Origin of the sequence: Acidocella sp. (assembly GCF_035535915.1) — a bacterium.
Classification (GTDB): Bacteria; Pseudomonadota; Alphaproteobacteria; order Acetobacterales; family Acetobacteraceae; genus Acidocella.
On sequence record NZ_DATLPB010000111.1, the window covers coordinates 30,227 to 52,909 of the forward strand.

14 protein-coding genes and 2 tRNA genes are annotated in these 22,683 nt (G+C 57.5%); 12 read left to right on the forward strand and 4 right to left on the reverse strand.

The window, feature by feature from the left end:
• Nucleotides 1-70: 70 nt before the first annotated feature.
• From VNC39_RS14895 to VNC39_RS14905, 3 genes are all read left to right on the forward strand, one after another.
• Nucleotides 71-493: an organic hydroperoxide resistance protein gene (locus VNC39_RS14895; RefSeq protein ID WP_325400438.1), complete on the forward strand. Its 423-nt coding sequence runs from the start codon at nucleotides 71-73 to the stop codon at nucleotides 491-493.
• 500 nt (nucleotides 494-993) lie between these two features.
• A complete protein-coding gene (locus tag VNC39_RS14900; protein ID WP_325400439.1) occupies nucleotides 994-2,214 on the forward strand; it encodes an acyltransferase family protein in 1,221 nt (406 codons plus the stop codon).
• Nucleotides 2,215-2,610: 396 nt separating this feature from the next.
• Entirely contained in the window at nucleotides 2,611-3,528 is a 918-nt protein-coding gene (locus VNC39_RS14905; protein ID WP_325400440.1) for a hypothetical protein, read from the forward strand.
• 181 nt (nucleotides 3,529-3,709) lie between these two features.
• Here the strand turns inward: VNC39_RS14905 and VNC39_RS14910 are convergent, their stop codons facing one another.
• From VNC39_RS14910 to VNC39_RS14920, 3 genes are all read right to left on the reverse strand, one after another.
• Complete coding sequence (locus VNC39_RS14910) at nucleotides 3,710-6,610, reverse strand: methyltransferase domain-containing protein (protein ID WP_325400441.1); 2,901 nt, start codon at nucleotides 6,608-6,610, stop codon at nucleotides 3,710-3,712.
• A 158-nt stretch (nucleotides 6,611-6,768) separates the two neighbouring features.
• Nucleotides 6,769-8,115: a glycosyltransferase family 4 protein gene (locus VNC39_RS14915; protein ID WP_325400442.1), complete on the reverse strand. Its 1,347-nt coding sequence runs from the start codon at nucleotides 8,113-8,115 to the stop codon at nucleotides 6,769-6,771.
• Nucleotides 8,112-9,143, reverse strand: a complete 1,032-nt coding sequence (locus tag VNC39_RS14920) for an NAD-dependent epimerase/dehydratase family protein (protein WP_325400443.1) — start codon at nucleotides 9,141-9,143, stop codon at nucleotides 8,112-8,114. The genes VNC39_RS14915 and VNC39_RS14920 overlap by 4 nt, the downstream gene beginning before the upstream one ends.
• Nucleotides 9,144-9,904: 761 nt before the next feature.
• On the opposite strand from VNC39_RS14920, the gene VNC39_RS14925 reads away from it, so the two are divergent.
• Nucleotides 9,905-11,275 (forward strand): hypothetical protein, encoded by a 1,371-nt coding sequence (locus VNC39_RS14925; protein WP_325400444.1) that lies wholly within the window; start codon nucleotides 9,905-9,907, stop codon nucleotides 11,273-11,275.
• The gene (locus tag VNC39_RS14930; RefSeq protein WP_325400445.1) at nucleotides 11,266-12,528 is read left to right on the forward strand and encodes a glycosyltransferase; all 1,263 of its coding nucleotides are present in this window, start codon (nucleotides 11,266-11,268) and stop codon (nucleotides 12,526-12,528) included. The genes VNC39_RS14925 and VNC39_RS14930 overlap by 10 nt, the downstream gene beginning before the upstream one ends.
• Before the next feature lie 200 nt (nucleotides 12,529-12,728).
• Here VNC39_RS14930 and VNC39_RS14935 read toward each other — a convergent pair.
• Nucleotides 12,729-12,804: transfer RNA gene (locus VNC39_RS14935), tRNA-Ala, on the reverse strand.
• A gap of 311 nt (nucleotides 12,805-13,115) precedes the next feature.
• On the opposite strand from VNC39_RS14935, the gene VNC39_RS14940 reads away from it, so the two are divergent.
• The 7 genes from VNC39_RS14940 (at nucleotide 13,116) to VNC39_RS17485 (ending at nucleotide 22,498) form a co-directional block, all read left to right on the forward strand.
• A tRNA-Thr gene (locus VNC39_RS14940) sits at nucleotides 13,116-13,187 on the forward strand.
• Nucleotides 13,188-13,289: 102 nt separating this feature from the next.
• On the forward strand, nucleotides 13,290-14,840 hold the full coding sequence (locus tag VNC39_RS14945; RefSeq protein ID WP_325400446.1) for a tyrosine-type recombinase/integrase: 1,551 nt from the start codon (nucleotides 13,290-13,292) through the stop codon (nucleotides 14,838-14,840).
• 515 nt (nucleotides 14,841-15,355) lie between these two features.
• Nucleotides 15,356-16,018, forward strand: coding sequence for a hypothetical protein (locus tag VNC39_RS14950; protein ID WP_325400447.1), 663 nt, complete (start codon nucleotides 15,356-15,358; stop codon nucleotides 16,016-16,018).
• A 5-nt stretch (nucleotides 16,019-16,023) separates the two neighbouring features.
• The gene (locus VNC39_RS14955; protein WP_325400448.1) at nucleotides 16,024-17,949 is read left to right on the forward strand and encodes a hypothetical protein; all 1,926 of its coding nucleotides are present in this window, start codon (nucleotides 16,024-16,026) and stop codon (nucleotides 17,947-17,949) included.
• 21 nt (nucleotides 17,950-17,970) lie between these two features.
• Complete coding sequence (locus tag VNC39_RS14960) at nucleotides 17,971-19,875, forward strand: hypothetical protein (protein WP_325400449.1); 1,905 nt, start codon at nucleotides 17,971-17,973, stop codon at nucleotides 19,873-19,875.
• 737 nt (nucleotides 19,876-20,612) lie between these two features.
• Nucleotides 20,613-21,314: a recombinase family protein gene (locus VNC39_RS14965; RefSeq protein WP_325400450.1), complete on the forward strand. Its 702-nt coding sequence runs from the start codon at nucleotides 20,613-20,615 to the stop codon at nucleotides 21,312-21,314.
• 854 nt (nucleotides 21,315-22,168) lie between these two features.
• Nucleotides 22,169-22,498, forward strand: coding sequence for an HNH endonuclease signature motif containing protein (locus VNC39_RS17485; RefSeq protein ID WP_408840834.1), 330 nt, complete (start codon nucleotides 22,169-22,171; stop codon nucleotides 22,496-22,498).
• Nucleotides 22,499-22,683 lie beyond the last annotated feature (185 nt).

Genomic DNA, 22,683 nt, shown 5'->3' on the forward strand with positions numbered 1-22,683 from the left:
CGATATAGTCTTAGTTGATTACGCCGGCCGGCGGCCCACATGCCGTCTGGTGCAATCAATGGAGACCGCGATGAAACCTTTATATTATGCCCATGGCCACGCCACCGGTGGGCGCACCGGTGAAGGTGCCAGCGATGACGGGCGGGTGTCGGTGCAGCTCAGCACGCCCAAGGAACTGGGCGGCGATAGCGGGCCGGGTACGAATCCGGAGCAGCTTTTCTCCATCGGCTACTCCGCCTGCTTCCTCGGCGCGATGAAATTCGTCGCCAGCAAGGAAAAAGTGGCGCTGCCGCCGACCACGAAAGTGTCGGCCGATATCGGCATCGGCCCGCGCGACGACGGCACCGGCTTCGGCATCACCGCGGCGCTGACGATTTCCGCCCCCGGCGTCGCCAAGCCCGTTCTCGAGGACCTGGTGCAGAAGGCCCACATCGTCTGCCCCTACTCCAATGCCATCCATAAGACCGTGGATGTGAAGCTCACCGTCGTTTGAGTCCCACGTTATAGGACCGGGGGCATCCGTCCTCGGCTTTAGTGCGGCAGGGCACGTACCAAGGCACGTCGTAAATCCGGCCGGCCGAGGAAAGCGACCGCGCATCTGCCCAGCCTGTGCTGGATGGTGCGCCTTGGGTGCCTAGCTCAGCTTTTGGCCGTGGCGCGGGCACCGCAGGCGACGTGTTCGCTGGACAAGATTCTTTGGTTCTAGCCGCTTTATTTTGTTAGGCCGAAAAGTATTTATTCGGCCTTTGCCTGTGGGGCGGCGGCCATGCGCCGCGCCCGGGTGATTTGGCTAGACTACCTAACCTTTGGTTTGACCGCACTTCGTGCGACCTCTGTCTGATAGGAGCATCCTAGCGACCTATAGGATACCTGTCATGCCTTCGATCTCATCAGGAAGGCTCAAAGACGGCTAAGGTTGCTCAGGCCCCTAGGACAGAGTCTTGCAGAGCTGCGGGGCCTAATCTAACAATTCCGAAATAACTGAGACTTCGTATGACACGACGCTTTGAGCACTTGGATGGATTGCGCGGTGTCGCGTCTTTCATTGTAATAATATACCATGGATTGCTCGCTTTTGATCTGGCGCTTCTGACGGGTGCGCCAGGCAATAGCGTAACCCCTTGGGATATATGGCTTTCGGGTGCGCCATTTCTGATCCCGATGGCCGGCAATTTTGCAGTATGCCTGTTCTTCGCCTTGAGCGGATTCGTTCTTGTGGGTGCCTTTGATTCGACGCCGATGGGTCTGATACCGCTTCTCGCAAAGCGCTATGTGCGGCTAGCACTCCCCGTGACTTGTGCTTGTTTGTTCGCCTGTCTGTTACTTAGCGCTGGATTGATGGCCAACCACGAGGTTTCCGCCATTACCCGCTCAACATGGTGGCTTGGACGGCAGTACGGGCAGTCAGCCTCGTTCATCAACGCCTTCCAGGAAGGCTCATGGGATACCTTTACCCGTACCTCCGACATATCAAAGACATATGATAGTTCGCTGTGGACGATGCAGATCGAGTTTGTCGGTTCTGCCGGAATCTTGCTCGTATGCTGCCTTGCTAAGAGGCTCGCTCCGGAATCCAGCGCAAGGAGAGTGGTATATATTGCCAGTTTTGCTGCATTCTACGGGGCATTCGCTGAATCATATGTCGGCCTGTTTGCTGCCGGGGCATTGATACGTCAGATCTTTTCAAACGGTTGGCGCCCGTTGACCAGCCGTCCTTGTCTGGCATTGGCCATCTGTACCTTCGGTATATTTTGCGGCACGATTCCATTTAGCCAAGCCATTTGGCCGATGTTCCGGATCTTTCCGAATCCGGGAGCGCTCAATTGGATGCCATGGGCTGCCACCGGCCCAGTCTTCTGGCACACTGTCGGTGCCATCGTAATGTTGGTTGGTCTGCAATCATCACCATTGATGCAGACGGTGCTCAAAACACCAATCTGCCGGTGGCTCGGATCCATCTCCTATCCGCTTTATCTTATTCATATTCCCATCCTCATGACGCTGGGCTGCCATGTATTTCTGGCCGGAAATGAAATAGGGGCGCCGCACAAACTTTCAGTTATCTTAGCTCTGGTAACTTTTGTGGCTGTCTCTCTCATATGTGCGCATGCCTTCATGCTCGCTGTCGAACGGCCCGCCATTTGGTTTTCCGGAAGAGTTGCTCGGAAGATCCCGTCAGCTATGGCATCAATCACACAGGCAACCGTTTCTTAGGGCGCAATCATCCAACCGCGTGCCGATCGCGGGCGCGAATGGGCTCGGTATAAGCCCGCAGAAGAATATGGAATGTGAACATACAGTCCACTGACCATTTGCTTCAGCGGCTGATTCGGCCCTGCCCCTGAGCCGCCGCCATTCCCCCGCCGAACGAAGACGTCCTACCAGAATCAAAAATTATGTTGTTTTTCAAACGCTTGATGCGTTCAATAAGCTCCCCGGTGATCTTGACAATACAACCTCCGTTAGAGATTAAGATGATTATGCAACTGACATGCACCAGAGCGTGAATGACAATACCACTTCTTTGGCGCCGACATGGAAGGCATCAACATCCATCGCCATGAATTTCACGGCGAAGGAAACCCATCTTTTTTAATATAGTTGTTTTTTATGATATCATTTCTTCATATCGGCTTACCGAAAACGGGAACGACATTTCTTCAAGAGTGGCTTAAGCTCAACAGCCAGATCCTGCTGCGTGCTGGCCTAACGGTCGTACCTTCATTGAGCGCTCATCGCTTTGCGGTTTCTGCGCTTGGCGAAGAATTCTCTGATCGCCCAGATATCGTCGACATACGATCGCAGGTAACTCTGGATCAAGCTATTGCTGACGTCAGGCAAGACGGAGCCATCATTTCCTCAGAATATTTTTCAATCGCCGAGCCGAAATCTGTTTTAGAGATATTCCGTAAGGCCGGACTAACGATAGCCAAAACCATCGCATACCTGAGACGGCAAGACATCCTCTCCGCCGCGTGCTACACACAGGACATAAAAGCTCTTGGTTTTTACGGTGTCTTTGATGAAGTTCGCTACGAAAAATGGCAAGATTTTACGTTGCTGAAAAAAAACTGGAGTGATGTGTCCCAGGAAGTCCATCTTTTAAATTACGACCATCACAAAGCCAATTTGAGCAAATCATTTCTGGCTGTTTTGGGCGCACCGAATCTTCCTGTCATTGAACTGACACAACGCTTCAACGTCTCCTTGTCTGCGGAAATGACAGAGGTCGCCAGGCTCTTGAATCTGAGGCAGCGGCCATTTTCTCTTCAAAGGCTTGAGACAATTGAAGGCCACTACCCCGGGATTCCTTTCGGATTTTCTCCGCAAATTACTGCTTCGTTTGAAAAGCTTTATCGGGATAGCAACCGCAAGCTCGCCCAAATATATCCAGGAGAATTCGACAGCTTCGCAACCGATATGTGGGAATCTCCGGGGCAGGATTTCACCGGACGTGTTAGCGAAGACCATCTTGCCGATGTTTTGCGTTATCTATACCCGGAGCCGGGCAGCGCTGACGCGGCTTAGCGCAGTTGCACTTTTATTCTAGCCTTGGACCGCCGATTTTTGGCGTTCGAGGAAGTCATCGAAGACCTCTATTTTGGCGGTCTCAGCTCGTCCGCCGCATTTGTGTCGACGATGAACCGCAACGGGGCCGGCGTGCGTTCGACGCGGCCGATCTCGCGGAATGCCCGATCCTGTATGCCTGTTACCCTGCCAGCATCAGGTCATAAACCTCCGTATAGCGCTCGATCATTTTCTCCAACCCGAACAGTTTCCCGGCGCGGAGATGATTTTCCTCACCCATCCGCCGCAACCGCGGAGGATCGTCCAGCAAGTTCACGATAATGCCTGCGACCTCGCCGAGGTCATGCCCCAACGTTTCATGGCCGCCCGCAATTTCCGCGAGCGCCCCGATATCATAGCCCGCCACCACGCAGCCCTTACTCATCGCGAACGGTGCCACCTGGCCGAAGCTCTCCTTCCACACCGGCGCCACAAAAAGTCTGAATTTCTCGTACCATTTTGGTAGGGATTCATAAGGCACGTAGCCAGAGAAGCGAAAATTCTCTCGCACTCCGGCCTGCTCCGTACGCTCCAGATAAGGCTGCAGCAGGCTACCGCCCCCCACCACATAGGCGCGGGTACGCGGCCGGCGCTTCACCACCTCGATCAGCAACGCAATGCTGTCCTCGTTCAGCTTGTCACGTTCCAGGCGGTACACCATGCCAATGGCATTTTCCGCGTCAGGCACACTTTCCTGACCCTCAAAGAGGCTCAGATCGATGCCGGGATGAATCACCCGCACAGCGGCTCCGCTTGCCGCCGCCTGTCCACCGAAACAGTCTAATACATATTGGCTGACAAACACATAAGAGCCAAATACCGGATCGACGAGGGGGGCAATCGGCGTGTTCACATTCTGCACCGCCGGCACCCCGCACCCGCGTATCGCCTCCAACGCCGCCTGATACCAGCTTTCGTCCGTCAGTCCCCAATAATGGACATGTATCATGTCCGGCCGCACCTCATCCATCAGCCGTGCCATCGCCAGCGGATCAGCTGCTTGCACCTGATGTATCCCTACACCGGTATGTACTCCCCCCGGCCACAACGCAGAAGTCAGGATCTCATGCTCATAGGGGCGCGGGAGCTTCTGCACAAGGTCGATGACAAGCTGCGTTGAGCCACCGACAAATACATTGGGAATGATGTGCAGAATGCGCTTCTGCGCTGGTCCATCTTGATGGAACGGCACGACATGGTACGGCTCAACCCAACCGCCCGGCCTGTGGACCCTGGCACTCATGTCATATTCCAGTTGATAATGGCCTGCCGCCTCGTTCCACACCGGCTCCAGCCGGAATTCCAGCGGCAAATTCCGGGGATGCGAAGTGGGATCTACCGGGCCGGCAAGCGGCGTTGGCGCTAATGACCGGCCTTTCAAGCGACGCCAAGCGCGATATGCCAGCCGAAGCGGCGGGCGCAGAACAGGGCGTAACTCTGCAAGCAGGGGCTGTATGCGGCGTAGTGCACGCCAGCTGCTTGAATCGTGGATTTGTCGTAGTTGCGTGGTCAGCGCGTTTTGCTCGTCTTGCGCGGCCAGCAATTGTTGGGTTAAATGTGCACTCCTCGCCTCCGCGTCCCTCACCCTTGCGGTCAGACGGTTTTTGGCGGCTGTCAATTCGTCCCGCAAGACGGTGTTTTCCATCTCACGCTGCACCATTAGGTGCTTCAGCTCTAGCTCGGCGGCCAACTGATTCCGCAGGTCCGTGTTTTCCATCTCACGCTGCACCGTCAGGCGCTTCAGCTCTAGCTCGGCAGCCAACTGATCCCGCAAGATCGTGTTTTCCCTCTCCCGCTGAACTAACTTCAAGCGCTCCAACGAAAGCAGACTCCGTTGCCGCTGCATATCAACGTGTCCGGCGATGAAATTCCGCCCCTTGTCCGGATAGACGACTGACGGTAAATCCGGCAGCTTCTTCTTTGCACAAGCTGCGATATAGATCGCGTTATTGAAGTCGCCCTGAAAAAGCTTCCGGTCACACACCAACTCAGCATGTTCCGACAAATCTTCCGTCTGCAAAAACACGCTGGCGGAGATGTTCTGTAGAAGCATCTGAACGTGCGGAAAAGCTGAGGAGACCAGCGTGCGGAATTCCTCTAGTTTCATCTCGTGCAGATGATAGGGATTCTCGCCATAAAGCGCTGTCACCGTCGGGTTTGGGGTGGAGATTAACAGCACCCCCTCCGGTTTCAGCAGCTTGGCGAGGTTTTTCATCAATTCGCCCTGCTGCTCTGCGGAAATATGCTCTATCACCTCAAAACAGGTGATGAGGTTGAACTGCTCCGCCTCTAACGAGTCTCCGAGATCGGCATTTCGGAGAAATTGTAGATTATCCATGTCATGGCCAGAGCGGGCATAATCCAGCGCGACCTCATCAATATCCACTGCCAGTACGTTGAGTGCCGCGGCTGCCAGCCTACGCGCGCCATAGCCGGTACCGCAGCCAAAATCCAGTACATTTCCCCCAGTTGCCAGATGCGATGCGTACTCATAGCGCGGCAGATGCTCATAATCGGTCAGCTCGCTCCAAGTGCCGGGCACGTAGCGCTCCTGCATGAAGCTGGAAAAATGGCTGCCACGTGCCACGCAGTGCAAATGAACGGAACCATCCGCCTCGGGAACCTCGGCGATCTCGCAATGCTGAAAATTGGTCATACGGAACAAAACGGCCAATGCCGATGTGGAGAAAATGTTCCGTACGGACGCATCAACTCCTCGTACTGTCATGTCCACCAGCACGGTGGTCCGCTCGGTAATCACGCCCTTTCCGAAAAGGCTATAGAATGGCACATAAGGATCCGGCGCGCGCTCCAGCACACCGGTCAGAAGTACGAAATCGAAACCGTGCGGTGGCAGATGCTCTAGCGATTCCGCGATAAACCTTCCTGGCAGGAGCTGGCGTGCCCGGTTCCGCAGCGGCGCGCTTGCTTCCACCCCCATCACGGAAAACCCCAATTTATCCGCCAGCTTCAGACGCACTCCGCTTCCACAACCGATTTCAAGCAGCTCGGCGCGCCCTGCACCGCGCAGAGCCTCCGACAAAATATCCTGTATCCATGTTGGTAGGTCAGCATCCAAAGGACCTTGAATCTCACTTGTTTCCGGCAACCTGACATAACCGCACGCCCGGCAGCATCGGCCTGGCTGTGCCGTCACATCGAACGTATTTTTGAGGCAGACGGGACAATTCAAAAGCATCACTATGCACTGGCCCCAGATAGATATTTCTGTCTCGTACCAACACGCGTGGTTAGAACCGCGTCGTATGTGTCCACCACCTCATCAACCATCACCTCGATGGTCCGGCTATAATGGGTGTTCAGACCATAGGCCCTGGTCTTGGCCGGTGCTTCCGTCAACTGCCTCAACAATCTGGTTAAATCTTCCACGCTACCGCGCTCGAAACTCCAGCCATTACCGCCATCGAGAAACTCCGTTAGTCCCTGCACGCTGGAGACAACAACCGGGGTATGCGAGGCAAGCGCATTCAGCAGCACGAGCGGACTGTTCTCATACCAGGTTGATGGAATGGTCAGCACATCCATGCCGTCGAGCACGGATCTGAATTCAGCCGTGGGGAACGTACCACAGAATTCGGTATCCTCGGTCGCCAAGCGCCGCAGCTTCTGGAAATAGGGGGACTCATCGACAGGTCCGTAGATTTTTAGTCGGAAACTACCCGGCTTCAATGCCCGCGTCGCCTCTATCAGAAGATCCACTCCCTTATGCACTGCGATCTGTCCAATATAACCAATGGTTAGCGGCGCGCCCTCGGCCGGCGCTGGCTTCTCCCGCCGGTCAAGATCGACACCAAAACGACTTAGAGATAGGCGTCGCGTATCAAACCCGTTGCGGGCATAAGCATCATATAGAAATTGCGTGGGTGCGATCATCGCATCATAGTGTTTATAGGCATCGCGTAGGGTTTGCGGTCGCTTGACCACGTCGCCGATTGGATAGAGCTGCCGCTCGTCCCTGTGCCGCTTCAATCCATAGTATAACCGCTTTGCCGCGATCGATGCCTTATAATTCCGGCGTGGCCAGTTGCCTGCGGCCTTCTCGTAGCAGGCGATACAGTTCGTGCGCAGCTGGTTGGGTCCCTTACACAGCTCTCCATCCGCCGATTGCAGCTTGCTGTTGTAGCAGAAGCCGAAGAAATCCGTCAGTGTTGCCACCACTGGATAGCCAGCCGCCTTCGCTTCATCCACCAACACGGCGGTATGGTTCTCGAGGTGCGTGACATGCACGATATCAGGCCGGAGCTCATCGAGAATCTGCCGCAGCACCGGCCGCGCGTTCTCCTGCCAATATGTCTCGCGCAAAGTCATGTGCGGCAAATAATTCTTGTCGAAAGCGACAACGGGCATGCCATCATAGATATAGCGCGTTAGGATCGCCCGATTGCGCGGCTCACCCTGAAATACACCCGTCACCACGGTCACATGATGCCCGCGCGCCCGCAAGGATTTCGCCACGTGCAGCGTATAAGTTTCGGTGCCATAAAAATGGTCCGGGAAAAAGCAGTGCACGAACAGGGCGATTTTCATAGACTTTGATTCTCGGCTTGTTTGGCGGTGTGCGAGACGTCGGCATTCTGATGTTTGGTGTCCTGCGGCTGCGAAGGCGACGCATCGGACCTGTGCAACGTCGAGATCTCGGGGTGATCGGCCAGGTCGGACAGCATCCGAGCCAACCCTTCGGGAAAGGTCAGCCGCGGCCGCCAGTCGAGTATACGTTCGATCCGCTCTATGGACAGCACGTTCGAAGGCACATCGAACGTGCGTCCCGGCTTACGGTCAACGATCAATTTGCGGCGGAAGCGCCTTTCCAGAATATCGACGACTGAGTTCAGGCTGATTCCCTTGCCACTGCCTATATTGAACACATGCTGCCCCTGCAAATCATCCTCCGTGGCGAGTCGCACAAGGCACTCGGCAACATCGGCCACATGGATGAAATCACGAACCACCTCTCCTGTGCCCCAGATCTCAATTGGCTGATTGTTGAGGGCCTTGTTCAAAAAGACGGTCACCGCACCAAGCCCGCGCGATATGTCCTGCCCGGCACCGAACGGGTTGGCGATACGCGCGACTCGGCAATCCAGTCCATGCATGACACGATACAGGTTCAGATAAATTTCCGCCGCTGCCTTGCCGGCGCCATAAGCATTGATCGGCGCAAGTTCATGCCACTCGGGCACGGGAACCCGCTTCAACGGGCCATAGACCGTGCCCCCGGAGGAGGAGAACACAACCCTCCCGTGGCCGCGGCGCTTCAGTGCATTGAGCAGCCCGAGTAGAGCGCCAAGGTTGCGCTCGAGATCGGATTTCGGGTCGGCGTTAGCTGTCGCTGGCTGCGACCCCCATGCGTAAAAATGGACGACATCTACCGCCTCGATCTGCTCATCCCAGGCAGCGTTGTAAATATCGAGATCGCGCCAGGGAAGCGACTCGCAGGAAACAGCCTCATCAAGGAATTTCGGCCGCGTCCGGCCGGCGAGACACACATCGCACCCCTGCTGCGACAGCATCAGCCCGACATGCCGGCCAATGAAACCGCCGCCGCCGATAACCAAGTGGCTACCCCTATAGCCTGAAGTTACAGGACGCATGAAGCCCAAGTATCAACATATCGTTTTGCAGTAGGCAATGTTTTATCCTTCGGCATAAAACCAATAAATGATATCAATGGCCCCCACAGCCACCCCTTCTAGCAGTCCGACAAGCCGAGCGTCATCCATCTTATCGTACCACCCTCACAAGCCTGGCAGATCATAAGCCACTAAAATCCAGGGTCCAGCGTCATAAGCTTCACAAACTGCGGCCACGACGAGGTGGATGGCGGCGCTCAGCCCGTGGTGGCGGCCGGCAATTTGGCAACCTTGAGTTGATAAATAGACGTCTTATATCTAGCCGGCGGACCAATTGCGGGAGCGGATATGGTTTGTGGCTCCTTCCAAGCCAGGAAGAACCGGCCCTACGATTCGACCATGGTCCGTGCACCGGTAGCTGCAACCACCCAAGCAGATGTCCGGTCCTTCCTCAGCCTGGATATCGCCTGCATTTCCTGGCGAACCGTGCTGCGGCACATCGGCCTCGCCTCGTTACCGTACAGCTTGCCGATCCACCTCCGCCGTTTACGCTTGCGACGAAAGCAGTCAGACAATGCTAAGCTGTACGTCGGGCCAGTCCAGCACCGAACTTGCCCAAACACAGGAGCAACTGATAAAGACGCTATTTCAGCTGATATAGGACCGACAAATGAGGGGGCGCCATATTGCGGGCAACATGCGCTTTACATGTCAATTTTTTCAAAAACTAATTTCATGCGCGATGAATGATGATGCGGCAGAGTAAGCGTTTGCGCAGAAGTTGGCATCTGATTCGCAGCACGATCAATTTGGCACTTAATGGCCTGAGACGCCATGGCGTACGAGGGGTAATCAAACGGCTTCCCCGTTATCTAGTGAATCGGCACATCGTGTTATCTTTGATAACGTCCGGTGCCCCGACGAATTTCATGGCGGGCGGCTCGATACGCTCGCTGATTCTGGCACATAATGAACCGTGGGCCCCGCTGCCGGTATACATCGATCGGCGTGCTCCCCGAACTCTTACGATCGTGACGGACAGCGTCGCGGCGCATAGCTTATTCGGCGGGGTTGGCACTGCCCTGGTGGTTGGCGCGCTCTCCGCAAAGCGATTAGGCGCCCGGCTCCGTCTGGTAACGCGCAGCGATGCCACGGACCCTGCCGTTCTGGGCAGAATTCTGAAGGCACACAAAATTGACTGGGACGGCGAAACGGATTTCGCGCATATACCCATCGGCCGGGATAAGCCTCTCTCTGTCGGACCCGAAGACACGATCCTCACAACGTCTTGGTGGACAACGCGCGCCGTTTTAGGTTCAGTTGATGCTGCCCAAATCCTCTACCTCCTGCAGGAGGATGAGCGAATGTTCTATGCGCATGACGACTCAAGATTGCGCTGCGCCGAAACCCTGGCCGAACCGAACGTGCGCGTCATCGTCAACACCCAGCTCCTTTTTGACCACCTCGCTGAAGGTGCCGATCCGTTGCCGCGGCTTCGGGAGCGTGGCCACTGGTTTGACCCTGCTTTTCCCAGCTTTGCCCAGCCAACAGAATCCCGGCCTCGGAATGGCAAGTGGAACTTTTTCTTCTACGCACGCCCCAACCATCCTCGGAACCTGTTTTGGCGTGGTTTAGAGGTCATCGATGCCGCCATGCGCGATGGTTCGCTGCCATCGAACGAGTGGAATATTCACTTTGTGGGCAATAACATCCCGGACCTAAAATTGCCCGGCGATGCACGCCCCATTGTGCGCGCCAATTTGTCTTGGTCAAACTACGCCGAACTCGTGTCGCAGATGGATCTCGGCCTGTGCTTGATGGATACACCACATCCGTCCTACCCGCCACTTGACCTGGCAGCGTCAGGCGCCGTGGTCGTCACCAACACTCACGGCCCAAAGACATCGCTGGAGCGCTGGTCTCGAAACATCATTACCGCCCCACCAAGCATAGACGGGCTATGTGAGGCTCTGCGGCGCGGCGCCATGCTGGCTCAAAATGCTCCCTTGCGCATGGAGAACTACCGAAGCGACCACATCTCACGGGACTGGGAAGCCTCACTTCGCCCCGCCCTTGATCGACTCCTCCCCCCCCAGGAACTCAGAAAATGTTCCTGAACATTCCTTCGGCCATACGATACGTTGATCCCTGGCTGTCGAGCTACGATGACCGATTAAAGCAGATGATGGCGCAGCAACGCCGCATTGCCTATTTCTACGAGCTCCCGGATACCAGCACGTTTCGCTACCGTGCTTTCAATCCAGGCTTAACGCTTGCGGCCCACCCTGAACTCGCCACCTCCGGTGCATGGTTCGATCACCGAGATCTGAATGCGGACCCCGGCTTTGTCGAAATGGCCGATGCGCTGGTGATCTGCCGCACGCGCTATAACGCCCGGGTGGCGCAGTTGATCGCCCGCGCCCGCGCCCGTGGAATACCTGTTCTATTCGATTGCGATGACCTGGTTTTCGATGTCGAGCGGCTCCATCTCCTCGTCGATTCCCTGAACCTCAATCAATCTGATGAAGCCGTCTGGAACGATTGGTTCTCGATGATTGGCCGCTTGGGCGCAACAATGCGCCTTTGTGACACATTCATAACGACAAACCACTACCTTGCCGAACGCGCCAAGGAGTTTGAACCTCGATTGCGCACGGCCGTCGTCCCGAATTATCTCAATCGTGAACAGCAAGCTCTCTCGGCCGGATTTCACGGCATAAAGCGGAACGCAAATTGGGCACGAGATGGACGCATCCATATTGGCTATTTCAGCGGATCTCCGTCTCACGCCCGCGACTTCGCCGTGGCCGCTCCGGCGATCTACCGTCTTCTGGAAAACGACCCGCGCATCGTGCTCCGTGTCGTTGGTTTCCTCGATGTAAGCGGAGAGTTGCAGCGCTATCGCGACCGCATTGAAATCCACCCCCTCCAGGATTTTATGAATCTCCAGCGCCTGATCGCTGAGGTCGAAATTAATATTGCCCCCCTTCAATCCAACACGTTTACAAATTGCAAATCAGAAATAAAATATTTCGAAGCTGCGGTATGTGGCACAATAACGCTTGCTACACCAACGTTCACTTTTAAGAACAGCATCGAACATGGGCGAACCGGCTTTCTGGTAAAGCCCTTCGAATGGGATTCAGCGCTCCAGGAAGCGATCGCAATTGTGGAGACCCCCGAGCGGTACAGCGCGATTGCCGACGCTGCCTCCGAGCACGCCCTCTCGGCTTATGGATGGGACCGCCCGGCGGACGACATCATACGGGCCGTATTCAATCTCGATTCTGAGGCTGTGAGCAGGCGTGGGCAAAGCGGGCCTCAATTGTGCCTGGCCTCTCAAAATCAAATTCCGGCCAGTTCTCCTTAAATTCCAGCTGGTACGCCGCGGCCTCTGCCACCGGCACGCCCGCCTACCAGCCGCAAATCCAACATTCCCGACATAGGCTGCGGCCGAGCCACGCGCCCTGCCGTAAGGCAAATCGGCCTCAGGTCGGCATGCCGCGCATATGCACCGCAACGGCGCCGCGGAAAACGGCTGACTCTCGCCATCAATTTCAAGGGAACGGTTGGTGGAGCTAAGCGGAATCGAACCGCTGACCTCCTGCATGCCATGCAGGCGCTCTACCAATTGAGCTATAGCCCCGAACCGGTGGCGGGCATATAGACCGGAGTTCGCCTGCGGATCAAGAGGGAGGTGGAAGCAAAATTGCATTGATGCAAATGGCCGCTCCTAGCCCGGGTTCGTGCGGCGGCAATGCAGTGATTTTGCCGCGCAAACCCGTTTCAAGCCATTCGCCAAAGCAAGGCTCACCGGCCCAGCCATGCATTCAGCGCATGAGGACTTGCGGCGAATTCCACGCCCTCATCACTCGCCTCCACCTCCCACCGCGCCATGGCGTCACGATGCGTTGGCTTTGGAAAGGAGGCGCTATATACACCCTGTCCAAGCGTAATGCCGGGTTAGCACAGTGGTAGTGCAGCGGTTTTGTAAACCGAAGGCCGGGGGTTCAAATCCCTCACCCGGCATACCCCTACTGGTAAGGCGTTGTTTTCTCTATAGTCCTGGACTTCTGTGGCTTTGCGGCACCCAAAGGTGGTACACAAAGGCGGTACACAGACGTGGTGACTATGAGAATGGCGACCCCTTGGAGAGACCCAAAGACAGGCATCTGGAAGCTACGGAAGCGCGTACCGACTCGGTACTGGGCGGTCGCCGGTAACAAGGTCATCAAGATCAGCACAGGAGAAGCTGACAAAAAGAAGGCCCTGGAGAAGTGGCCCGGTGTTCTACAGCAGTGGGCAGACCGCGAATTGGAGTGGGAGCGTGCTCTGAATGTGGTCACGTTGGACGCCACGAAGGCCCGGGAGGTGGCCGCAACGTGGGCCGCATGGATTGCCTCAGGGGCACCGTTGAATACTGGAGGGACCGACTCGGACATATTTGAGCCGCTGGACCTGCCCGAGTGCCGCACACCAGAGCGCATCGCCGTTATGTGGGACCGGGTGGAGGCTCACACCGACGAAGCCCTGACGGTGGCTGGCGTCTCTATTACCCCCGAGACCCGCCCGCTCTTGGTCCAGACCATGGCCCGCGTCGTCCAGGGAGCCTACCTCCGGGCAGACCTTACGGAGCCTGTATTGGCCGTGAGGATAGCGCAGGCATTGGATCCCCTCGCAGCAGCACGGGAGAACCTGCCAGACGTACCACTTCCGGCCTCTGCAAAGCGCACCAGCTCTACGGTCACGCTTACGGGTATATTCGAAGCCTGGAAGGCCGTGGCTACTGTGAAACCCCGCGTGATCGGAGAGACCGGCGGGATGATCGACCTCTTGAGGCGATTTCTGGGGCACGATGACGCCGCGCGGGTAACTACGGCAGACTTTCGGCGCTGGCGGCAGGAGACGATTGCAGCGGGTCTAAATAACAATACCTGGAACAACCGTTTCTCCATGATCCGCCAAGTATTTGACTTCGCGGTCAACGATGGCGTCCTGCCGAATAACCCGGCGGACCCGACCCTGCGCCTGCAGCCCAAGAAGAACGACTCTCCCCTGCCCTACAGTGACCAACAGGCGGCGCAGATACTCAACGCCAGCCGAGAGCAGGACCGCCCCTCCCGCCGCTGGGCTCACTGGATTATGGCGTTCACCGGGATGCGCGTGGCGGAAGTCCTGCAGCTCTCAGTGTCTGACCTCCGGGAAGACGGCGGGATTTGGTACATCTCAGTGAACGAGGATGGGCCGGGCAAGAGCGTGAAGTCTTCAGAACGGCGAAACATCCCGATCCATCCCGCGCTGGTAGCTGAAGGCCTGCTTAAGTACGCCGCCACCCTGCCGCAGGGCGGGCAGCTATTCCCCGACAAAGAGCCGGACAAGTACGGGATGCTAGGAGGCCGGAGCTACAACGTGGTGGGCCGTTGGATTCGGCGCGAGCTGGGCCTCACAGATGAGCGCGTAGTGCCGAACCATAGCTGGCGTCACCGCATACAGGACGAGCTGAGCACTCAGGACGTGCCGCAGGATCTGCGTGACTCCATCTGCGGTCACGCCAAGAAATCGACCGGCGCAAAGTATGGTGTGCGCGGGGAATCGTTGCGGCGGCTTGCTGAAGCCATCGGGAGGATACCCGTGCCGCGCGGAGTGGTGGTGTCAGAGCTACAGGCGGAGGCGTTAGCTTGACCATTTAGGGGTAACCTGGACGGGCACCTGCAGCCGAATATATCAATAAAATCAATAACTTACCGACGCGCAAACAGAAGCGTTCGCACCACTCCTTCGGCCACTTGCAAAGAGGCCAAATCGGAAGGTGACCGCAGGAACGGACGTTCAGTGCCGCCCAGTTTTGACGGCCGTGCGCCCTTCTTGGACGTTCAAGATCTCCCCGAAAGCGGTTATCCCTGGAGTGGAGCTGCAGACCTAAAGGGGTTCCACGCAAAATTACGAGCCGAGCTTTGCGACAGACTAATCGTACAATGGTTTTAAGCTCTGCGACCGAAAATAGAAAAAAAGACTGCTGGTTCAATGGATCTGTATTGGAATTGAATCAAATTTGAGGCAGCTATCACGAAGTAGTGGGGGATAGAGGCTTGATGTTCCGGCTTTATGCATGCGCTGGTGAGTTTCTGAATAACACTCGCCCGCCGGCGTCACGGGCAGGGGATTTGTATGCCGGTCGGAGCGGGGCGCCCTGATTCATGGCCACAAACGGGGGAATAGGGGCAGACGTCGCCAAAGCGTCGGACCGGCAGAGCGCGGTCCGCCTTCTCGCCTGCATCGACGCGGCAGGCACGCCGGTCGAGGATGGAACATGGGGACCCGATGTCGTCGCCGTGCTTCATGCACAGTCCCGTCTGCAGGCGCTCGATTTCTGGATGCGCTATCCCGACTACCTCGCAAACGAGCTGCTGAACGAATATGAGCAGGATCAGGACGAAGATCTGCTCGATCAGGCGCGGCGGATCTTCGATGACCGGGAGCCCGACCTTCGCCGTTTTCCCATGATCCGCTATCATTTCGGGGCGTTCGAACCGCTCGACGATGCATTAGCGATCCTGCGCGCGTCCGACCTCGTCATCGTCCGCCGCAGCGGCGTGCCCGGCCAGATCCGCGAGCATAACTATTTGCTGACGAGCAAGGGACGATCGTCGATGAACGAACTCGCAGCGGCGGCGCCCGAACTCGCCTGGTATCGCGAGCGTGCCAATATCGTCGCGCGTGTGGCGGGGACGACGGGCGGCAAGGCGCTGAAGGACCGCCAATATCTCCAGCGGGAATATAAGCAGACAGAACTCAATCGGGTCATCGAGCCGATCACAGAGCGCGTGCGTGCCCGGCTCGAAGCATTTTTGGAGAAATAGGAATCATGTCGCTCGGTTGGCTCGAGGCTGTGGCCGCGCGCGCGGGGATGGACCCGAAGGACGCGGAGTTGCGACTGCGGCGCTTAGGCATCGCGCCCGACCGCCCAAGTCGTCCGGCGCCGACGCTGACGATCACGCGGATCGCCTTCAAGGGCGAGAAGCGGGGTTCGATCGAAGGCACATTCGACTTTTCATGGTCCAATCTAGGGCCGGGCGTCTGGGCAATTACCAGCGAGAAGAACTTTGCCGGTAAATCGTCAGTGCTCGAAATTCTACTCTGGTGCCTGCGTGGCTCGCCGAAGAATCTTCAGGACGACGTCCGTAGCTGGCTCAACTGGGTTTCTCTCGAATTCAGCGTCGATGACCAGCAATATCGTGTGGCGTTCGACCTTACCGACAGCGTGCCGGCGGGCAACCTCGCTCGCCTGAGGTCAGATGGGACGGCCGACGAGCTGGACCGCTTCGCATCGGACGACGGTTTCGCCGCGGCAATGTCGGGCTTCATGATGCGCACGCTCGATCTCGATCCCATCCCCGCCATGCACGGCGCCGATGGAGAGAAGCAGGCGGTCGAGCATGGATGGGCGGCACTATCCGGCGGACTCTATTTCGGCGGTGAGCACAAGCAGCTTCTGGGCGACGTACTCATGGCAGGCCTGCCCGCCCGGATGTTGCAGATGTATATTGGCTTGCCCTGGGCGAATACCCGTATGCAAACCGGAACTGCGCGCAAGGAGATCGATCAGGAGCGCGAACACGCCAGCAAGGCGGCAGCCAAGAGCGCCGGCGAGGCTACGGCGGCGCGCGAGCGGCTGGGTATGGAGCTAGAGACAGCGACTAAACTGCTTAAGAAGCTTCCCACCGAGGCGGTGAGCGCCGAACAGTTGAAGGCGCGCGCAGACGAAGTCGCGAAGCTCGCACCGGTCGGAACCGAGCTGCAGGTAAAACTTGCGACCGCCGAGGTGGAGGCAACTCAATTGCGCAGCGTCGCAACGGCGGACGAGCGCGGGCTACGCGACCTGCGTGAGAACATCGTCGCCACGCAATTCTTCAACGGCCTGGAGCCGACTTGCTGCCCGCGATGTGAAACGCGGGTAACGAGCGCCCGGATCAAGAAGGAGAGTGCAGACTTCAGTTGCTCGCTCTGCTCGGAATCCATCCCTGCCGAACAGCTGGAGGATACCAGCGAAGCGATCGCGGAGGCTGAAGAGCGTGCGCAGGCATCCCGCAAGGCGGCCGATCAGGCCGACGCTTTTATCAAATCCCTCCGCGGACAAGTGGTAACCAATAGGCATGCGCTCAACGAGGCGCAGACCGCACTCGACGAGGCAGTCCGGAGCACGGCCTTTCAAAAGCGTCGTGAGGCGGAACTGGAAGTGGCCCGTCTGGAAGGAGCACTACGCGAACGGCAGGCACCATCGGTACAGCTCGAGGATCATCCGGACGCGGCCCTGGTCCGGGCCGCCGACGAAGAAGCAAAAAAGGCCTATGACAGGGGGCGCGGCGATATTCTAGATGCGCTCAACGCCGAGATACTGAGCCTCGGCCAGCGGATGGGCGTACAGGCGCTGGAAGAGGTGAAGCTGAATAGCAACGCCACTCTCACAATCACCAAAGGCGGTGCGGGCACCAGCTTCTCCAAGGCTACGGCCGGCGAAAGGCTCAGACTCCGTCTCGCGACTGCGATTGCCCTGCTGCGGGTCGGCCAGGTCCGCGGGCTCGGTCGGCACCCTGGCCTACTGATCATTGATTCGCCGGGCGCGGAAGAGGTCAGTGAGATGGATCTGTCGACTTTGCTCGGCGAACTGAAGGCCATTGCCAAAGAGACGCGCGGCCTTCAGCTATTCGTTGCGAGCGCCAACCCCTCGATCGTCGATCAGCTGGGTGAAGAGCAATGCCGCGTCGCGCGCGGTAACGAATATGTTTGGTAGGACATCGCCGCGATGCCGGTGATGAGCATCGTCGACCGGCTGGAGCAGGCCGCTCGTGCAGGTGGGATCCCAGTCCGGGCACTAGGCGGGGTCGATGCGATCCTCGCCGAAGCTGACGGTGTCGCCGAGAGCCCGTTCCTCGACATTTTGGTCGCCTCTGCCGCGGAGGCGTCCCCGGATGATCGCACTCGACTTGCGCCGCTTCTTATCCAGGCTTTTGCCGTCAACCGGCATCCGTCAACTTATCGAGATGCGCTTGAGATCCTGCTTGGAGGGGATGTGCTGCTCCAGGCCATGCTCGCGCAGCTCGTTCCCGTGCTCGCTGGGCGGGTGACCGACCGTCGAACCAATCCACAGGCGCTGATCGCAGCCTATGCGCTCGAGGCCTTGTTTCAGATCTCGCTCGACCACGCTCCCACCCGCTACCGGGTGCTGATGATCATGTCCGAATTAAGCGATCAGGAGTCTGATCTGTTCGCCGAGCACGCCGCGAAGCTCGTTGGTGCCGCCTATCATCAATGGGGCGAAGCGCCGTTGCTGGATACGCTGGCAGCGCTCCAGACCATCGACGGCGCTGCTGGCGAGGCAGCCTATGAGCTTGCCATGGCTGCTTTGGCCCGTGCGCTTGATGCGGCCGCAATGGATCAAATTCGAGAAGGTTTACGATCGGCCCACGAGCTCTTCGCCGTTGCCTTGACGGCCGATCCAGGTCGGCTCGACGCCCACGCCTATTGCGCGATTATCGATATTCTTGAACTGTTCGCTAGCAATGGGGCGGCCATCGATCTCGACGCCCCGCTCCTGGCACTGGAGCAGGCGCTGGATGACAGGCACGAACTGCTCGGTATTGGTCGTATTCCGCTGTGGTTGCGACCTCGCTGCGACCGAGAGATCGAATGGTGCCGGTTGCTTACCACCGTACGCCGGGCCGCCCAGGATCTGGAACGGCCCAGCTGGCTCCATGCCGCAAAGATTCTCGAGCAGATATTGTCCCTCTATGAGGCTGAACGCACCGTCGCGATGGGCAGGGGGCTGCACCAGATATTCGTGCCTCGCATCGAGGCGTCCTTTGTCCGCGAGAGGGGGCTGGTCGCGCATCTCGACGATCTGTTGGCGGTCGAGGACTGGGACCCGTCCCTTCGCGTGACCGCGGACCGACTGCGATCGAGCATAGCGCGAGCGGAGGCATCCCTTCCGCGCATAGTCGAGGAGAACGCCAGATTTCCGCTGCTACAGGGCGTTCTCCCGGATGAAGAAGCAGCGCTGGTGCCCGCGAAGATGGCAGCTACGCTTGAGGCTCTACTCGCCGATCGGGCGACGCAGCCGAGGCGGATCGCGAACCCCATCGTCCATCGTGTCTATCGGAGACTGTCCACCGAACTCTCCCATTGCCCAGACTATGAGGGTAACATCAAAGACAGCTTTGATGATCTCCTGCTTCAGGTCATCATGTTTTGCGTCGATCGACAGGATGGCGACAAGAGAACGCAAGGCACGCGTATCGAATATCTGCGCAGAAAGGACGCGACGGAGCAGGACTTGCAACTGGACCTTCGTGAATTTCTCCGGGGCAATCTGCTCTCTGCCGATGTCCTGGCCGAGATACCGGGCGTGGCAATCGGCCGGACCGATCTCTATGTGATCTTCAGCAACTGCCGCGTTATCATAGAGTTGAAGAAGCATGAGGGGGTCGCCGACGCGCAGGCCGCCAAGCGCTATCGCTCGCAAGCCGCAAGCTACCAGGCGACCAACGTTAGGCTTGGGTTTCTCGGTATGCTCGAATTGCTTGATCGGCCGGGTCCCGCAGCGAGTCTGGAGGAATGCTTGTGGATCGAAACTTTTATTCCCACCGGAGCGTCGATGCCGCGGTATTTGGTCGCCTTTCGTGTTCCGGGCATGCTGAAACCACCGTCGTCATTCAGTTAGGCGACGCTTCTCGTCGGAAGCATCAAGTCCGTTAACGCGCGATCCCGTCAAAAGCAGTCAGGCTCCATTCGACCCGGACCGGCCGTGGGCCGACTGTCTGGTTGCCGCCGGGACGCCCGAAAGTGGATGGACCGAAATCCACCTAAAGCCGTTCCTCCAAAGGGAGCAGAACCCATAGGCATTAGGGCTCGGCGTCAGACTACGCGCAACCTGTCAAATTCCCTGTGCAGAGGTACTAGTATAGAGTTCAGTAAGCTTAGCCCGGCACATGCTACCGGTGCTCGATGACGCACCCGGCCATCCGCCAGACCGCCCCCGGCACCCACCCGGCGGGTCAGCATTCAGCGGGACTTTGCGTCACACCCAGAGTGTGAGGGGGACTACAATAACAACAACTGAAGCCGTTTTTTTTGAATTCCTTTGGATGGCTACCCGGTGGCATTGAGTTAGTCTGTGTGAAGTCTGGCATCACGTCGCGCATCATCCAACGATCATGACGACATGATCAGCGAACGATAGGTAAGCAACAAGCAATAAGCATCACATACGAACGACGACACAGTGCCGCTGTCAGCGGTCTGTTACACAGCAGGAAGCGCGCCATCGACAGTCATCGAGTCATGCGTCTGGAGAATCACACCGATTCCGTTTCGACTCAACCAACCCGATTCGTATCGCTGTATGAACTCTGTCACCGAGCGGAGACGGTCTTCGTACGGCAGCATGGGGGCGACGCAATGGCGGGTAGGTATATTTCCTACCTTCGGGTCAGCACAGAACGGCAGGGCAGGTCTGGCTTGGGACTGGAAGCGCAGCGTACAGCGGTCACCGCGTTCCTGAGAGACGGAGCAGTGTTGCTGGGTGAGGTCATCGAGGTGGAGTCCGGCAAGCGGTCGGACAGGCCAAAGCTGGCAGAGGCGCTGCTGTCGTGCCAGCGCACGGGTGCCACACTCTTGATTGCTAAGCTGGACCGGCTGAGCCGTGATGCGCACTTCCTGCTGGGTCTACAGCGCGCTGGGACGGCATTCAGAGCGTTGGATATCCCGAGCGCCGATAACTTCAGCGTTGGTCTGATGGCCCTTATGGCCCAGAGGGAACGTGAACTGATCAGCGAGCGGACCAAAGCTTCCCTCGCCGCTGCGAAGGCGCGTGGGGTGATTATGGGCGGCTTCCGTGGTTGCCTGCCTGATGGTCGTCTTGGCGCGGCAGCTAACGCCGATGCAGCGCGGGACTATGCGGAGCTTGTGGGGCCGATGGTCAAGGCAGGCATCGAGGCCGGTCAGAGCCTGCGGCAGGTGGCCGCGAAGATGGCTGAGGCGGGCATCAGGACTCCACGGGGCGGGCAATGGTCGGCAGCTGCCGTACGCTCGGTCTGGCTACGCCTGCAGGCCACCGCAGGAATGCTCAGCGAGGCTGAAAAACCGGCCGACATGGATTGACCGATCAGCATAATCCTACTGCGTACATAGAGATATCTTGAATTCGCAATGATACGAAGTGCTGACAAAAATATGTCGCGGAGATCAGCCTTGGCGTATCTCGGAGAAGCACACAGGCACACCATTCGAAGTGGGACAAACTTGAGATAGCGGTGGGCCTCGCCGTTGGGGTACCACCAGTATCGACCTGCGTCACGAAGTCAGCGGAGAGGTACGGGAAGCGTCATGCAGGGCGCAACGCTCGCGCAATGACGAATATATTGCCGTTTTTAAGCTGACGCACGTCAATCAAAATTTAATATTGGCACAATTTTGGCACAATCGTACATTCGTTGCGAATTTTATGCAGGATCTGACTGCACTCTGAATGGTAGGGCAGAAGACTGTTAGTCTTATGCGTGTGGGTAAAACGTTTGCATCTCCTGCACAGCGCGTGTCTGTTGCCTAACCATTTCACAAGAAATGCAATCAAAACGCGCCTAATAGAAAGATTAACGATGACCACAAGACATTCCATTGTGACCTCAGAGAACGAAGATGTCGGTGCTGAGGGTGCACCGGTTTTGCCACTCGCTGTTGCTGACGACCTACGAAAACTTGCCGCTGCCCGAGGCGCTGATGGCCCTACCGTGGAGCGGTTCCTTAAGAAGGTGCGCCTGGGAACCGAACGCGACACTGCGGAAAGTGAGTCATCCGCAGCTACGGCGGCTATGCTACGAAATCTCCGTGGCGATAGTGCCGACCATCAACCCGATGGCGACGAGGTTCCGCCGACAGAAGACCTCGGACACTGTTTGATCTGGACAGGAGGGAAGTCTGGAAACGGGTATGGGGCGTTTCAGCTGGATGGAAAGATGCAGCGCGCGCATAGAGCCTCCTACCAAATTTTCCGTGCGCCTATCCCCGCAGGGCTCGTAGTTCGCCATCAGTGCGACATTCCCCTCTGCGTAAATCCGGCTCACTTGGAGATTGGAACCCAGGCAAAGAATATTGAAGAAAGAGAGGCGCGCGGAAGACGTGGAATCCCTTCTGCAGATCTCACCGACGACGTAAAGACTGCAATTGTCGACTTGTGCGGCAAGGGCATGACGCAGCAGCAAGCCGCCGACCTGTTTGACCTTAGCCGGAGTGCCATTGAGAAGGTATTCCGGGATCGGGCTCGGTCGAAGCAAACGCATGATTGAAGGTCGGGGGCGGCACTGACTGGGCTGTAGTAAGTGGATCTGTATGACCAGGAGAGGCTCTCCGTCTCACACGCTGGGTCAGATCACCACTGCCACACGACTGTAAGCACCAGCAGGACTCTACAAGAGATCTGCATGTACCCTCAGGGTATTGATTAACCACTACTCACCACTCACCCACCACT